The organism is Paenibacillus sp. FSL R7-0313 (assembly GCF_037969885.1).
GTDB lineage: Bacteria > Bacillota > Bacilli > Paenibacillales > Paenibacillaceae > Paenibacillus.
Genome location: NZ_CP150219.1, coordinates 3071319 through 3087082, shown reverse-complemented (window position 1 = coordinate 3087082; position 15764 = coordinate 3071319). Strand labels below are relative to the sequence as shown.

Annotated in this window: 13 protein-coding genes; 2 read left to right on the top strand and 11 right to left on the bottom strand. The window is 45.8% G+C overall.

The features are described from left to right. Window positions 1-89 precede the first annotated feature (89 nt). Window positions 90-1262, top strand: coding sequence for an aminotransferase class I/II-fold pyridoxal phosphate-dependent enzyme (locus NSQ38_RS13570; protein ID WP_091028159.1), 1173 nt, complete (start codon window positions 90-92; stop codon window positions 1260-1262). A gap of 226 nt (window positions 1263-1488) precedes the next feature. Here NSQ38_RS13570 and NSQ38_RS13565 read toward each other — a convergent pair whose 3' ends face one another. From NSQ38_RS13565 to NSQ38_RS13555, 3 genes are all read right to left on the bottom strand, one after another. After that, window positions 1489-3537 carry an iron ABC transporter permease gene (locus NSQ38_RS13565; RefSeq protein WP_338588107.1) on the bottom strand — a complete coding sequence of 683 codons (2049 nt, stop codon included), beginning with the start codon at window positions 3535-3537 and terminating at the stop codon, window positions 1489-1491. Then, window positions 3534-4535, bottom strand: coding sequence for an iron-siderophore ABC transporter substrate-binding protein (locus NSQ38_RS13560; RefSeq protein ID WP_133385711.1), 1002 nt, complete (start codon window positions 4533-4535; stop codon window positions 3534-3536). The genes NSQ38_RS13565 and NSQ38_RS13560 overlap by 4 nt, the downstream gene beginning before the upstream one ends. A 182-nt stretch (window positions 4536-4717) precedes the next feature. Further along, entirely contained in the window at window positions 4718-5260 is a 543-nt protein-coding gene (locus NSQ38_RS13555) for a CueP family metal-binding protein (protein WP_339789949.1), read from the bottom strand. A gap of 164 nt (window positions 5261-5424) precedes the next feature. On the opposite strand from NSQ38_RS13555, the gene NSQ38_RS13550 reads away from it, so the two are divergent. Then, a complete protein-coding gene (locus NSQ38_RS13550) occupies window positions 5425-6057 on the top strand; it encodes a TetR/AcrR family transcriptional regulator (RefSeq protein WP_091028151.1) in 633 nt (210 codons plus the stop codon). Between the two features lie 106 nt (window positions 6058-6163). Here the strand turns inward: NSQ38_RS13550 and NSQ38_RS13545 are convergent, their stop codons facing one another. The 8 genes from NSQ38_RS13545 to hcp all read right to left on the bottom strand — a co-directional run bounded on the left by NSQ38_RS13545 (window position 6164) and on the right by hcp (window position 15644). Next, on the bottom strand, window positions 6164-6934 hold the full coding sequence (locus NSQ38_RS13545) for a glucose 1-dehydrogenase (RefSeq protein WP_339789947.1): 771 nt from the start codon (window positions 6932-6934) through the stop codon (window positions 6164-6166). Window positions 6935-7116: 182 nt separating this feature from the next. Next, window positions 7117-7353 (bottom strand): hypothetical protein, encoded by a 237-nt coding sequence (locus tag NSQ38_RS13540; protein WP_091028144.1) that lies wholly within the window; start codon window positions 7351-7353, stop codon window positions 7117-7119. Between the two features lie 249 nt (window positions 7354-7602). Next, complete coding sequence (locus NSQ38_RS13535; RefSeq protein WP_339789944.1) at window positions 7603-8325, bottom strand: collagen-like protein; 723 nt, start codon at window positions 8323-8325, stop codon at window positions 7603-7605. Window positions 8326-8652: 327 nt separating this feature from the next. Continuing rightward, the gene (locus NSQ38_RS13530; protein WP_339789942.1) at window positions 8653-9678 is read right to left on the bottom strand and encodes an NAD(P)/FAD-dependent oxidoreductase; all 1026 of its coding nucleotides are present in this window, start codon (window positions 9676-9678) and stop codon (window positions 8653-8655) included. After that, window positions 9679-10695 (bottom strand): ABC transporter substrate-binding protein, encoded by a 1017-nt coding sequence (locus NSQ38_RS13525; RefSeq protein ID WP_339789939.1) that lies wholly within the window; start codon window positions 10693-10695, stop codon window positions 9679-9681. Window positions 10696-10797: 102 nt separating this feature from the next. Then, entirely contained in the window at window positions 10798-12423 is a 1626-nt protein-coding gene (locus NSQ38_RS13520) for a helix-turn-helix domain-containing protein (RefSeq protein WP_339789938.1), read from the bottom strand. A gap of 226 nt (window positions 12424-12649) precedes the next feature. Continuing rightward, window positions 12650-14059 carry a PTS transporter subunit EIIC gene (locus tag NSQ38_RS13515; RefSeq protein WP_339789936.1) on the bottom strand — a complete coding sequence of 470 codons (1410 nt, stop codon included), beginning with the start codon at window positions 14057-14059 and terminating at the stop codon, window positions 12650-12652. Window positions 14060-14351: 292 nt separating this feature from the next. After that, on the bottom strand, window positions 14352-15644 hold the full coding sequence (gene hcp, locus NSQ38_RS13510) for a hydroxylamine reductase (protein ID WP_339789935.1): 1293 nt from the start codon (window positions 15642-15644) through the stop codon (window positions 14352-14354). Window positions 15645-15764 lie beyond the last annotated feature (120 nt).

Below are 15764 nucleotides of genomic sequence, written 5' to 3'. Positions count from 1 at the left end.
AAGCTTTCCTCTGCTCTTCTCTTTTAGTCGCTGTCCATTTATTATTAATGAATATGCGTACGAAGAGGATTGGAGGCTGAATCATCATCATGAACTTTGCTAAACGAATGGATCATTTCAACGAAGGAATTTTCACCCGGTTGCTGGAGATCAAGCGCCGCAGACTGGAGAACGGACTGCCGGTTATTGATCTCAGTGTGGGTACGCCGAATATCCCACCTGCGCAGCATATTATAACTGCACTATGTGAGGCCGCAGCTGATCCGGCTAATTATATATATGCAGTGAATGATCAGAGTGAGTTGCTGCAAGCTGCAAGCGATTGGTACAAGCAACGCTATCAGGTCGAGTTAGACCCGGCAACACAGATCTGTTCCTTGCTCGGTTCACAGGAAGGGCTGGCACATATATCCCTCTCCATTGTCGATGAAGGTGATCTGGTGCTGGTCCCTGACCCCTGCTATCCCGTCTTCGCGGATGGGCCGTTACTGGCAGGTGCAGAACTGTATTATATGCCGCAAAAAGAAGAAAACGGGTATGTTATTCAGCTTCAGGATATACCGGAAGATATCGCTCATCGAGCGAAATTCATGCTGGTCTCCTATCCCAACAATCCAACAACCGCGATGGCACCGGATCAATTCTATCTTGACCTGATTGCCTTTGCCAAGAAGTATGATATTATCGTGCTTCACGATAATGCGTACAGCGAGCTTGTGTTTGACGGAAAGTCATGTGGAAGCTTTCTTGCGTTCCCTGGCGCCATGGACGTCGGTGTGGAGTTCAATTCTCTATCAAAAACGTACGGACTGGCTGGAGCTCGAATCGGCTTCTGTGTGGGCAATACAACCATGGTCTCCATGCTGAAAAAGCTAAAATCCAATATGGATTACGGGATGTTCCTTCCGATCCAAAAAGCAGCAATTGCCGCCATTACCGGTGATCAATCCGAGGTTGAACGGGTCAGAGCTATTTATGAACAACGCAGAGACATCCTCTGTGAGGGCTTCAGCAATCTCGGTTGGCCGATTGCCAAACCTGAAGCAACGATGTTCGTCTGGAGCCGCATTCCCGCTCACTACGACAGCTCAGAGCAATTTGCCATGGATCTGGTTACACATGCAGGAGTCATTGCAACGCCAGGAAGTGCCTTTGGTCCTTCAGGGGAAGGGTATGTGCGCTTCGCCCTCGTTCAGGATAATGAAATATTACAACAAGCGGTACAATCCGTCGATGACAGCGGGATTCTGAAATCCAGCTAACGGGAGTACGATTCGAATGTGCTCAAGCAAAAATCCCCTCAAGGTCCACAGGGAGTAAGAGTTTCACGTTTGATAACGTGATCTCTACTTCTTGTAGACGTGAGGGGATTTTGTCATTTCGTGCGGGAGCAGACATTCATTGCATTAGGTGATTTAAGGTAGCGGCTGAATGGTACCACGTGACAGCAAAAGCCTGCTCGGGGAGCAGGCTTCTTGTTTCAACGATTTATACAGACTTGCGCCAGTTAGAACGATACATCAGATACAGGAAGTACGGTGTTCCGATGATTGCAATGAGTATGCCTGATGGAATCTCTGTCGGTGCCATGACGGTTCTGCCGATGGTATCGGCGAGCACCAGCATGACTGCACCCGCTAATGCGGATAGGAACATGGATCGTCTTAACTTATTCCCCGTCAGTAGCCGTACCATATGTGGTGCAATCAGGCCGATAAAACCAACGGTTCCTACGCAAGCAACCGCACCTGCTGCAAGTAATACACCAACTGTCATGGCTAATAATCGTGTACGACGTACTCCGAGACCAAGCCCGGATGCACTATTGTCGTCAAATACCAGCAGTTCGAATCTGCGTGCAAGCCACCAAGCCACCGGTACCAGAATAACTAAAAATAATCCGATAACCCTCACCTGTTCCCAGGTACGAGCATAGGTACTTCCTGTCAGCCAGATATATCCGCTGCTACCGTATACCGCACCACGGACAATCAGAATCTGAATACCTGCTCCAGCAATGGCAGACATCGCGATCCCCAGCAACACAACCGCCGAAGGGTTCAGTCCTTTCTTCCAGGCGAGGGAGAACACAACCACTGCAGCAATGGCTGCACCGATGATTGCCGCAATTGGCAACAAGTATATCGGAAGACCTGGCCATAAGATGATGACCATCATCGCTCCAAGCCCTGCACCTGAGGACACACCCACAATTGAAGCATCTGCCAGCGGGTTACGTACCGCCATCTGAATGAGCACACCACTGATTGCCAGGGCAGCTCCTGCACCTGCGGCAACAAGTGTACGCGGAATCCGAAGCTGAATCAGCGCGGAGAACAGTCCATCCGATTGGAACAGACTTGGTAACCAATCAGCCAGCGGAATTCGCATACCGCCAAACATCGTACTGAGCAAGATAAGCACGACCGTTATGACTGAGAATAATACAGCCATCGGGCCAAATGCAAAGCGACGCGCAGCTCCTCCTGTGCTCATTGAAGTTGACATGCCTGATCCGTTTGCAGCCTTCATACGTGTAAGAACAAGCCAGATGAGCCACGGTGCACCAATGATCGCCATAACGGCACCCGTTGGCAGTTCCATGCTGGAGTTATGCACCATCTTAGCGAGGACATCTGCTCCAACCAGGAGCGCTGCGCCCCATATGAACACACCGGGTAAAAGTAATCGATTAGAACGTACACCACTCAATCGAACCAGATGAGGTGCAACCAATCCCACAAAACCAATCGGTCCAATTACACTGACAATCACGGCGGCCAGCAATACAGCGAGGATTAACCCTCCTGCACGAGCCAATGCAACCTTTTGTCCCAAGGAAGAAGCCGTTGATTCATCCAACTCCAGCATATCCCACTGTCTGGACAGGATTAATGCGAGAAGGGTAATACCAACCACCCAAGGCAAAGCATAAAACACACCACTCCAGTCATTCTGGACAAGTGTTCCTGAACCCCAAAGGAACAACCCTTGTGTCTCCATGGAGAAAAAAATATGTAATGCACTCGTAAATGAACCAAGGACCATCGATACAATCATACCGGACAACGCAAGTCGAACCGGGCTTGATGTTCGTCCGCCGCCCATGAAATAAGCCGCAAATGCTGCCAGCAAACCACCCAGGGCTGCGAAAAGAAAAGGTGACTGACTTAATAGACCTGGAAAAGCGATAGCTCCCAGCACCACCACAAAGTATGCTCCCGCATTAATGCCCAGCGTATCTGAAGCAGCCAGTGGATTACGAGTAATCGTTTGCAGCAAAGCGCCCGCAACAGCCAGTGCGCCACCCGCAAGAATACCGATCACTGTACGCGGCATGCGCAAGTCCCAGACCATATTGTGCTCTAATGAATCCTGTCTGCCTGTAAGAGCGTCCCAAACGACATGCAAAGGAATGGATGCTTCTCCATAACACAGACTTACAAAAAAAAGCACGATGAGAGCGGTTAGACCGCCCCCATATATGCTTATTGTGCGCCAATTCATAGCTGGCTTAGATCCTTGAACCGAACTCATTTGGTAATCGCCTCGACTACCCCATCAACCAATACTTTGGAGGAGATGGGTCCACCAAATGTCCATGTTGTGCTATCGAGTTGATATGTGCGTTTTTCCTTCACAAAGTTCAGTCCGTTCCAAACCGAGTTATCTTTCATGGCTGTGCCAAAGACGTCATCGTCTGGTTGTGTAATATAAATGAAGTTACTGTCCTTCACATCGGTTAAGGATTCAATGCCTACTGTAGAGAAGCCATAGTTTTCAACTTTGTCCGGCTGCCAATCGTTAACCAGTCCGATTTTGTCCAAAGTACCAATCACAACCGAGTTATCGGTAAACATACGCAGGCTGACTGCATTTTGATATGTGAACGCTTGTGTCAGTGCAAAGTTAAAGTTTTCTTTCCCCGCAGCAGCCAGTTTTTCTTTGGCTTCTACATAGTGCTGATCGAGATTACTCAGAACTTCTTTTGCTTTGTCTTCTTTACCGAGAGCTGTTGCAATGTTATTAAAGATCTCTGTCATCTTGTCATAATCATAGCCGTCACCATCATACGGATCATATTCAATCGTTGGCGCAATCGCGTTAAGCTGATCGTAGACCGCCGTGTTATTATCTGCATTAGCAATGATCAGATCTGGCTTCAATGCAGCAATAGCTTCCAGATTTGGTTCACTGCGTGTTCCGATATCCGTTACACTGTCATCCAGTGCTGCTTCGGATGTTACCCACACTTTATAGTTAGCGTTATCTGCGTTACCTACTGGTTGAACACCCAGGGCAACAACATCTTCCGTATATGTCCATTCAAGCGTAACGACACGTTCTGCTGGCTTGTCCAGCTTAAGCTCTCCACGTTTATGCTTCACAGTAACAGGACCTGCTGTCTCTTCAGCCGGAGCACTACCCGAGCCACTACCTTGACTTGTATCTGTTGTAGTCGTGGTTTTACCACAGCCCGCCAAAACCAGCACAAAGGCCAGCATAATCAACAGTCCATTCAACCCTTTTTTCATATCTCTATTCTCCCCTGTTAATATGTATTTATATGATAACAATTATCATTATCACTATTGGATTATGCCGTAGGAATGGATTTTTGTCAATGGAAAGTACCTTATTCCAATTCTTTTATGAAATAAAAAAGGAAAGGGAGAGCTCAAAAGCCATCCTTCCCTTCTACTGTTTGCTGTTTGCATTAACTCAACTGCATCGTAGTGATGCATGTATTATCATTTTCGTATGTAGACAATTGCGTTTCCGCAACCTTTCCATCTCGAACAATACGAATCAGATAGGTTCTGTCTCTAGGCACCCAAAAATCCATAAATCCGTTTGCACCAGACTTCATCACTTCATCTTTCATAAAAGTGTTGCCTTGAGAATCGTGAATGGTAACACTGAATTCCTTATTGCTCATTTCCCCCTGACAACCGGTCAAGCTATGAATTGCACAGGGATGGGTCTGATCCACATAGGGTGCAATGGAAAGGAAAAATTCATTTTCAGGCAAATCGTATGTAGTGGTCTTTTTATCTTGATCGGTTACGATTAACTGTTTGGCATTGATGGAGGCAGATTCGGGTGTCTCTTTTCCTGTGCTGATATCTTCCACCAATTTTCGGATGTTGGGCGCATTGGCTGCACCCGCCTCTTCCTTGCCCGTATTACTTGCAAACAGATAGGTTCCGATTACAATCACAGCTGCAATACCTGCAAAGATCCATATTTGTTTTTTCATCTGGAGTCCATCTCCTCGTCCGTTTTGGTTTATTATAAGGTAGAACACAGTGATACGGACAGTTTACGACACCAAAGTCACCATATATTCACATTTTTGTATTGTAGTAAGCGTAATCTGCTGCCTGTGCACTGTATCATTGATAAGTAAGGGAGGTTGTGTATATGTTTAAGTCTCCATCTGTATCTGACACCGATCGAAGAGTACACAAATCCAAACATGCTCTGAAGTCAGCCCTTCTGGAATGGATGTCCCGTAAGCCATTGGCCAGTATAACCATCACCGATATTGTCAAATCCGCGGATTTGAACCGCAGCACATTTTATAAGCATTATGTATACAAAGAAGACCTGTTTGATGAATTGTTAAATGACGTGATTGACGATTTAAAATTAGCCTATCGAGCACCCTATCAGCATTTCCGAGATTTCGATATTAAGGACCTTAACGCCTCAGCAATTCAAATTTTCGACCATGTGCTGGCTCATGCCTCCTTCTATACATTGCTGGTTAATTCTAACGTGCTACTGGATTTCAGGGATACACTCTATATAACACTTAAGAACTTGTATCTGGAGGATGTGACCGATCTGTCACCTGATCCACGGTTGGATAAGGAACTTCTCGCCTGTTATCAGGCTAATGCCGTTCTTGGTTTAGTTACGAGTTGGGTGAAAAGCAACTTCAAATACAGCGCCTCCTATATGGCTGAACAACTGTTGGAATTCACACGCATGAACCGTTCCCAAGAGATTTATCGGTCTAATCTCCATTCTGCAACGAGTCCATCAAGATAAAGTTATGCCATGACTCTGTAGTGGGATCTGCTCTTAAAAAGAGGTACTGTCTCCCCTGAAGCTTGAGATACAGTACCTCTTTATCATGTCGAAACATTTATTTTAATTAGTTGCTGATCCAGCCACCATCTACAGGCAACTCAACACCTGTAATGAATTTGGATTCATCAGATGCCAAAAACAGGTAGGCGTAAGCAATATCCATAGATTCACCAGCATGTGGAGGCAGTGGAGCAAGATTTTTGTAATTCTCCCCCATCTCCACCTGGGATTTGATGCCTGCTTTCTCCACCATCCCCGTAAACACAGCACCCGGATGTACGGAGTTCACACGAATATTGTCTTTGGCAAACCACTGTGCCCCGTGTTTGGTCAATGAACGTACAGATCCCTTGGAAGCACTATAAGCTGCGCCCTGGGCATCTGCTATTCCACCAATGATTGCTGCTATGGAAGAGGTATTAACGATGGAACCTTGTCCATTCTTCTGCATATAAGGAATGACTGCCTTCATGCCGAGCCATACACCTGTACCATTAATGGACATAACCTTGTCCCAATCCTCTAGCTCGGCTTCCAAAATGCCTTTGGCCATATGAATTCCGGCATTGTTGACCAGAATATCTATTTTTCCGAATTTCGATACGGTTTCTTCCACAACAGCGTTCCAGGACTCTGGACTGGATACATCCAGCTTCAACGCAATGGCTTCCCCGCCATCGGCTACGATCTGTTTAACCTGTTCCTCCAAAGCTTCGATCGCCACATCGGTAGCCACTACCTTGGCTCCTTCTCTTGCAAATAATTGAATCCCTGCCAATCCCATTCCACTTGCGGCACCGGTTATAATTGCAACTTTTCCAGTTAATCTGCCCATTTCATATCATCCTTTCCTATTACGATGAATGCCTCATTCTGACACCCAACCTGTTAACACCTTTAGTATACGGATGAAATGAAAGCTCTTTCAATCAGCAAATAAACAGCCTTTTGTGGGATAACCGATAGCTAAGTATGGATCTGTTTATTCCCCAGATGTTAATCAACAACATGGACAACTTATGTTGGTTTTATTTTCAATCTACGAGTACTGCCAAAATCCGGCGATGGGATCTGTCCATCTACATTCACTGAATTGGCAAGCAAGTACAGTGCCCCATAACCAAAGACATACTCTTCAAACATTCCATCCGAATAGCCATCCTCATCAATTTGGATGAAAAAATCGTATCCGTCCTTATGCAGAGCTAAAAAGTAACTATCCACTTGCTTAAGTATCTTGTCCAGCTTGAACATAAAGACGGTCGTAATCTTAGTGCCCCCATACCTTCGGTAGCTACTAGCACCGTGATTCTTTTACCCAGACTTGGGGAGCTTAGCTTCGAAAACGGAGAGAGTAGCGGCGATGCCCTTTAATGTCATCGTCCCGCCACTCTCAAGCCCCCGATAAATCAGACTATCTTTTTGAATAAATAGACTTATTGACTGGATAAAACACATAAACTTTTATTTTTATGCTGACATAGACTATATTGAGAATCCGAATTAAGGAGTCAGTTTTAGAATGGTCACAGTGGTATTTAGATTGTTATGCAACTGTGCAGGAGTTGCATTCGCATTTACCAGCTGGATCGTCGTCGGAACCGTTGTAACCGTAACAATAACTTCAGCAGATATAGGTCCACCTCCATTACCTGTGAATGGCACAGGTGTTATGGGCGTTCCATTTACCGTGAGGTTGAAATCCGCATTGCCCTGATTATGAATGCTAAAAGAGATCAAGTAACTTCCTGTTTCATTGATTGTTATCGTGGAGGACGGCGGCACAAAAGTGAATGCACCTCCAACATTAGCCAAAACCCCGGTTAAAGTTATTGGTGAGTTGCCAGGTACTGTGTCTGTGCCTGTGCCAGGATCTGCTCGGAAAACACTTAGGAAATCGGATATTCCAGCCCCAACTGGACCGGCCGGACCTGTTGCTCCTGCTGGGCCTACTGGACCCACTGGACCTACTGGACCTACTGGACCCACTGCTCCGAGCGCGCCTGCTGGCCCGACTGGCCCTTGTATACCCGGAATCCCTTGCAGTCCTTGTGGTCCCGGTATCCCTTGAGCACCGGTCGCTCCTCTGAGACCTATCGGTCCTTGTGGTCCCGGTATCCCTTGAGCGCCAGTTGCCCCTTTTGGACCTATCGGTCCTATTGGTCCAGAAGTTCCTTGAGCGCCTTGCGGTGCATTAACAACAACCTTAGGTCTAACCTTTACCACCTTAACCTTAACACGACAATGCATGCTTTGTTTAAATTTACGTCTACAAATGCGTTTTCCATGACGATTTAACAATGAACTCACCTCCGTGATATTTCTCCCCATACTATGTGTATCCATCACAAGGGGCATAGACTATTAACTATAAATTAGAAAATTTTAGTGCCCATAATGAGAAAATTGGTCTATGAATCCAGTCTATAACATGAATGTATAGACCCATTTTCAATATAAAATGCAGATAAAAAAGCCAGTCGAACACGAGATATTCTCGATGTTTGACTGGCTTTTGCTATGCTTATCCCTTTCGCACAGGTTCTTCTTATTTTACAATAGTGCTTTGTTTTTCTCATAGAACCGGGCATTGTGAGAGGATACACCTGCCATATCGGAAGCAGCAGGTTCCAGATACGTCTTGGCGCTGTTGACGGCGAGCACCGCATCGTTAAAAGCACCTGCGATCAGCCTGACTTTGCTTCCATAAGTGATAAAGTCACCTGCTCCGAATATGCCTGGAATGTTGGTACGCATGCGCTGATCAACAGATACGCCGTAGTCTTCACGCGCTAGCCCCCATTGCACGAGGTTACCAAAATCACGATCATACCCATGGCTTACAACAACTTCATCCACTTCGACATGTGTGATCTCATCGGTTTCTACATGGGCCAACTCGACACGATCGATTTTATCACCTTTACCGTATAAGCGAGAGATAGTATATGGCGTCATGACGTTGGCTTGAGCTTTCATCTGAGCAACAGGCGACTCATGTCCGGTAAATTCATGACGTCTGTGTGCTACTGTAACTTCACTTGCGATCTTGCCTATTTCATTCGCCCAGTCGACTGCGGAATCGCCGCCGCCTGAGATCAGAACACGCTTCCCGGCAAATCGGTATAGATCAGTTACGGTATAGTGCAGATTTGTCAGCTCATACCGATTGGCACCCTCGACATCCAGCTTTTGCACCTGGGTCATGCCTCTGCCCGCACATAACAGGATGGTACGTGTGTAATGACGTTCGCCTGTTTTGGAAATGAGTACAAATACACCATCCTCACGTCGTTCAAGCTCGGCTATTTCCTGCCCAAATACAATCGTTGGATCGAACGTTCTCGCCTGTCTCTCCAGCGATTCAATCAGCTTCTCACAGCGAATCGGATCAATCCCGCCCACATCCCAGATCAGCTTCTCCGGGTACGTACGCATGAATCCACCCAGTTCCTGCTTGGCTTCGATGATCTTGGTACGCATGGCTCTCATACCACTATAAAATGAGGCATACATGCCAGCAGGCCCACCACCAATGATCGTAATATCGTAGATGTCTAATTGTGTCTCCGTTGTCATTTAAGGCACCAACTTTTCAACAACATAGTCCATCAATTTTACAGATCCAATCGGACCCACACCGGATACGAATTGGCTTGTCTTCAACGGGAAGACATGATCATTCTTCACAGCCTCCAGATTCGACCACACCTGGCTTGCTTTCAGATCTTCCATGGATTTCTTCGTGTCATAACCTACGAGGGTTCTATCTTCCAGAAAAATATAATCTGGATTCATCTCAGGCAAAAACTCCAGTGAGAACTGGCTAAACCAATCTGTAGAGTCTTTGATCGCTTCAGGGCTATTCAGACCCAGGATATCATAGAAGAAAACACTGCTGCTTCCTCCTTTGGGACCCATGAAACGGTAACGATTGTGCTCTACCCGGAGAACCAATACGGTCTTGTCTCCCAGGGCTGCCGCAATTTTCTCTTTCGCTTGTGAGGCTTTCTCATCAAATTCAGCCAATACTTTGGCAGATTCTTCGGTCTTGTCAAATATGGCAGCCAGCTTTGGCATAGCACGTTTCATTTCACTGTTGGCATCCAGTGCCACCGTAGGAGCAATTTTGGACAATTCATCATATACGCCCTGTTCCATACCTTCGCCAGCTGCAAGGATCATATCCGGTGACAACGCAAGCAACTGCTCATAATTATATTGATATTGCTCAACTTCAATGATCTGGACTCCATGTTCTTTCAAATAATCAGGGCGATATTCCGCTTCAACTTCTGGAGTTAACAAAACGATTTGAGGTGTAACACCCATTTCAATCAGATACTCGGCATAGATCGAATCAAACACAACCAGATTTTGAGGATGAGTTGGAATCGTTACTTCTCCAAACTGATCCTTCACCACCTTAGTCCCACTTTCAGTCGCTGTTTCTTCTGTTGTATTCGTTGCTCCTTCAGTTGGAGTACCTGCTGTTCCAGCTGTAGCGTTCCCTTCAGTAGTTCCACCGGAACATGCCGCCAGCATCATACTGATCACCAACAGCATGATGGCTAACCCTTTAAATCTTCGTGACATGATATACTTCGCCCCTTATGTACATTGATAATGATAATTATTATCAAATAGTATCAAATAAGAAGTGTTGCTTCCATAGCATATCGTGCGTATTCGGTTGGATTATTGTGCTCTCTCATGAAAAGGTTCCGTAAGATGGCGAACGATCTGATTTAGAATCAGAGTGTGACCCGTAATTCCGTGACCGTCTACCCACAGGTGAGTATCTACGTAAAATACCCGATTATTTTTCACAGCCTTCAGCTCGTTCCATTGCGGACTCTCCCATAGTTTCCTCATATTCTCTTCAGCGCTGAAGTGCTGCATGATCCGCTTCTCCACAAACACATAATCGGGATTGGCTTGTGTCAGTAGTTCAAGCGAACAAGGATTAAACCAGGCTGTACCTGAATCCAGTGCTTGCGGCAGTGTTAATCCAAGCTGTTCATATAACAAGTGTGATACCCCGTGTGAATGCCCACCCAGATATCGATAACCAAACGCTTCTACCCTTAGCAACATGACTGTGGCCGCGGATTGGATGATGGGTTGCAACTGTTGCTTAGCTACGCTGACTTCGTGTTTCATCTGCTGATGCAGTCTATAAGCTTCTTCTTCTTTAAGAAACCAGACTGCCAATTGATCGAGCATTGGTTCTACATCTTGATGAAGTCCAGTTAGAATCGGTGCAATTGTGCGCAGCTCCCTTTTGACCTCTTCCGTCAATACGCTTCCTATCAACATCTCCGGTTGAATTTGTCGAACAAGTTCTATCTCCACCTCATACTGTGTTACCTCCAGCATCTCTACTCCATACGCTGTAAATTGTTCATGATGATGTGGGGACAACAGGATCGGGGTGACCACTACGGCATGGGGGATGACACCCAGATGAATCATAATTTCTGCACAGATTGGAGAAAGTGATACGATCTTGCGCTGCGTCATCGTCTGCCTATATATCTTAGGTGATACGCCAGTCAGTTGTTTGAAGCGTCGGCTAAAATAATGAGCATCTTCAAATCCAGTCTTTTTGGCAATATCCTGTGAGGTTGCAGCTGTTAATATCAATTCTTCCTGCGCACGGTAGATTCGGTAGTGTGCCAGATAATCCAGAGGTGGCTTACCATATCGCTCGCTAAATTTGCGGGAGTAATGCCATGGACTGATTCCGGCAATCTGAGCTAACTGTGTACGTGTAATGACCTGATCATAATGCTGCTGCATGTAGTCAATGGAGCGAAGTATACCGTGTTCTGGCTTCAACTCGTTATCCGGCTGTTTCCGATATAGATTACTTAACAACTCATATAACAAATGCTGATGGCCAACCCTTTCTGCACTCTGATCCTGTGTATGTACTTCACTCCAATGCTGAATGATACTTGCCAGACCTCCACCGGACAGTTGCACTTTCTGATACGCCTCTCCTGACGGTAACCGCCATTCAAACTTCTCAGCTTCCCGTCGATCATGCAGCACCGAATATGTATCGAACTGAACATGCCAGCCTGCCAGATCCAGGTTGCCACCTTCAATGACCTCCATTACAGAGTTCTCTTCAAGCGCAATTAATTCACCATAGGAGACGTGAACTCGGTGTCCATTTATATTCCAGATCGCTTTTCCATCAATGATAAATATCAAGGTGTGACTGGGAAAGTGATGCAGCTCGCCTTTTGTTATCCATGCGTTGCTTAGTGCATTCGTTGACTTCCATTGCGCAATCCATTCCATGTTGTCAGACATAGGTTATCCTTTCAAAGGGATTAGTAATCCAGATTTATAGGTTTCACTATATCAAAATACATGACAACTCCATAACCAACAAGCTATGGCTTGAATAAAATGGTGGACAGCTACTGAGCATTTCATACTTGTATTATTCAGATAAAACTCAAAAGAGCCCGTACCATCAGGTATAGGCTCTTTCTTACAACTTTAACACTACTTTTTCAAAAGTACGTTTTACGTATTACTCAATGCTGGCCTTCGGTGACCCCTGTCCCCGTTTCTGTCCTTTTCTTGCCATCCAATACGTCAGTCCACCTGAGACACCGAAAGCAATAACCACACCAATGCATGTGTGTAACAGATTCAGGCTACCCTCTTCGATGAAGAGAGGGAGGCTGACCAAGCTCGGATTCCCCACCATAGAAAATGCCTTGACAGATAACAGTCCTAAATACAGTCCACCCGCAGCTCCACCCAGCAATGCAGCGTAGAAAGAGGATCTTTTTCTCATGTTGACCGCATACAATGCAGGCTCTACAACTCCAAGGAGGGCTGTTCCCGTTGCCCAGAAAGCAAGTCTTCTGGATGCTGGCTCTTTCGAATGCAAAGCGTTTGCAAGCGCAGCCCCTGCTTGTCCTACAATCGCCACTAACATGGCAGCAATCACCATAGAACCACCATTCATAACCATTTCATTAATGATGATGGCAATTATCCAGTAGTGTAATCCCGTAATTAACATCAGTGAGAAGACCGCTCCCAGTAACATCACCGACACCACTGGAGCATTAGTTACTAGTGTATCCAATGCCTCCGGCAGATGTTCATCAATCCAGGTGCCGACTGGACCAAGAATCATCAATACTAGCGGAACAAGAATCAGTAACGTCAGGAATGGAGCAACCATCCCTTTGGAAAATTTTGGACTACATCGTTCAACAACTCTTTCCAAGAAGGCGGCTACACAGATCGTTAGAATGACCCAGATGGGCGTAGAGTAAAAAGCAGGCTGGGACACCAGTGGCAAACCCAGGAAATGCACCTCTTTTTCCCCTGACATCAGCATCGTCATCTCCGGATAAAACATGAGTCCGCCAATCGATGCAGCAACATAGATGTTGCTCTTCAACCGATACGCTGTGCTGATTGCTACCAATATAGGCAGTACATAAAATACACCGTCTCCAATGATCCTGAAGATCGTAAAGGTCTGGCTGTCCATCAATACAGAAGAATCCGCAGAACTGTACGTATCCATTAACGCAATAATGGCGATTATAATTTTAATAACAGCGGCTCCGAGAATTGCAGGCATCAAGGGCCTGAACACATCGGATACAAAATGTAAGATCGAGAATCTGTTCTTCTTCGTGTGTCCTTCTTCCTGCAACGCTGTCGTTGTCGATTCCCAAGCGTCCATACCCAGTAACGTATTGTAGATAAGTGAAGATTCATCTCTTATTGCCAGATGGCACTGCTCACCCGTTATCCGAATATCTGCCACGACATCTGAGGAAGCAAGAATAGACATGTTCAATTGAGTACTGTCCTTTATTACCAGCGTCGTTGTGCCCTTATCATGTTCTACAAGCTTGATGTTCTCCTTGCCACCTGCGAGTTTCAACCAATCTTCAATCTGTGTGTCATGCATTATGTACAATCTCCTCATATTACGGTAAACCCGTGTTTTGTGATGTGTTATGATCTAATATGCCTCTATCTATATACACATTTCCATGAAAAAACTTCAATAGGATAAAAAAACTAATTTCCCTGACATTGCATGTTCATTTATACAAGGTATATTGACCTATGAAGGTCGAAAAAGCAAAAAAAGCCTACTCTTATGTAGGCTCTTATCCATCTTTACTTATGAGTCATACTCTTCATACTCACAACCGACATTCACAGTCATCAGATGGCGTTGCACGTAAATATACATCCTATGACAGTGCCAACATCGCGTTCATATCTTCTTCTGCTGTTGTAATTAACTTCAGACCAAACATATCCACGAGTACATCCAAGACACCTTCCGATATGAACTCAGGCGGTTTTGGTCCAATTCGAATGTCCTGAATGCCAAGGCTGAACAGGCCGAGCAGGATCGCAACTGCTTTTTGCTCAAACCAGGACAGGACAATGCTGACAGGCAACTCGTTCACGGTACAGCCAAAAGCATCCGCCAAAGCCATGGCAATTTTCACCGTAGAACCAGAATTATTGCATTGACCCAGGTCGATATAACGCGGTATACCCGTGTCTCCAACCGTACCATAATCCACATCGTTGAAGCGGAACTTACCACAGGATGTCGTCAGAATAACGGTGTCATTTGGCAACGATGTAGCGAGTTCACGATAGTAATTGCCACCTTTGCCTGGTGCATCACAACCTGCAATAACGAAGAATCGGCGGATATGACCGTCTTTTACCGCCTGAATAATCTCGGGCGCAAGTCCAATCACGGTCTCATGATGGTATCCTGTCGTTAAGACTTGCTCGGACTGTACATTAGCCGCAGGCAGTGACAATGCGCGTTCAATTAGAGGTGAGAAGTCATCCTCTGTAATTTTGGCAACACCCTCCAGACCCGCCACTTCGTAGGAGAAAAAGCGGTCTGCATATGTGCCTTTGATCGGCATGACACAGTTGGTTGTTGCAAGAATAGCACCCGGAAATTGTTCGAACAGTCTGCGCTGATCGTACCAGGCTTTGCCGATATTACCCTTGAGATGGGCGTATTTCTTCAGCGCAGGATAACCGTGCGCAGGCAACATTTCCGAGTGGGTATAGATGTTGATTCCTTTCCCTTCAGTTTGACGCAGCAACTCCTCCAATGCATACAGATTATGTCCCGTCACCACAATGCACTGTCCTTCAATCTGGTTCTGGCTAACCGTAATCGGTTGCGGTACACCAAAGCGGTCCGTGTGCGCATGATCCAACACATCCATAATGCGGATTGCTGCATTACCTACCTTCATCGCCATCTCCAGATGTTCCTGTACATTAAAATTCGAGTTCGTTAATGTCATATATAATGCCTCATGTGTAATCCGATCCACCTCAGGATCAGAATATCCCAACTGGCGTGCATGTGTCGCATAAGCAGCGATGCCTTTTAACGCAAAAATCATCGTATCCTGCAAACTTGCGATTGTTTCGTTTTTGCCGCATACCCCTACCACAGTACACCCGCCACTCGGCGTCTGTTCGCATTGATAACAAAACATATGGATTCCCCTCCAAACTTAGATTAAACGCAGTTCGTTATGTAATAGCGTAACAGACCCTGATATGAGCTAGTGTGATGGTGCACACACTTTCTGACCAACATCTAAATATAGTTCTCT

Bases quoted from the DNA above. Each gene is read 5' to 3' on its own strand.
- NSQ38_RS13570 (WP_091028159.1), top strand. From the start codon at position 90: ATGAACTTTGCTAAACGAATGGATCATTTCAACGAAGGAATTTTCACC.
- NSQ38_RS13565 (WP_338588107.1), bottom strand. From the start codon at position 3,537: ATGAGTTCGGTTCAAGGATCTAAGCCAGCTATGAATTGGCGCACAATA.
- NSQ38_RS13560 (WP_133385711.1), bottom strand. From the start codon at position 4,535: ATGAAAAAAGGGTTGAATGGACTGTTGATTATGCTGGCCTTTGTGCTG.
- NSQ38_RS13555 (WP_339789949.1), bottom strand. From the start codon at position 5,260: ATGAAAAAACAAATATGGATCTTTGCAGGTATTGCAGCTGTGATTGTA.
- NSQ38_RS13550 (WP_091028151.1), top strand. From the start codon at position 5,425: ATGTTTAAGTCTCCATCTGTATCTGACACCGATCGAAGAGTACACAAA.
- NSQ38_RS13545 (WP_339789947.1), bottom strand. From the start codon at position 6,934: ATGGGCAGATTAACTGGAAAAGTTGCAATTATAACCGGTGCCGCAAGT.
- NSQ38_RS13540 (WP_091028144.1), bottom strand. From the start codon at position 7,353: ATGTTCAAGCTGGACAAGATACTTAAGCAAGTGGATAGTTACTTTTTA.
- NSQ38_RS13530 (WP_339789942.1), bottom strand. From the start codon at position 9,678: ATGACAACGGAGACACAATTAGACATCTACGATATTACGATCATTGGT.
- NSQ38_RS13525 (WP_339789939.1), bottom strand. From the start codon at position 10,695: ATGTCACGAAGATTTAAAGGGTTAGCCATCATGCTGTTGGTGATCAGT.
- NSQ38_RS13520 (WP_339789938.1), bottom strand. From the start codon at position 12,423: ATGTCTGACAACATGGAATGGATTGCGCAATGGAAGTCAACGAATGCA.
- NSQ38_RS13515 (WP_339789936.1), bottom strand. From the start codon at position 14,059: ATGCATGACACACAGATTGAAGATTGGTTGAAACTCGCAGGTGGCAAG.
- hcp (WP_339789935.1), bottom strand. From the start codon at position 15,644: ATGTTTTGTTATCAATGCGAACAGACGCCGAGTGGCGGGTGTACTGTG.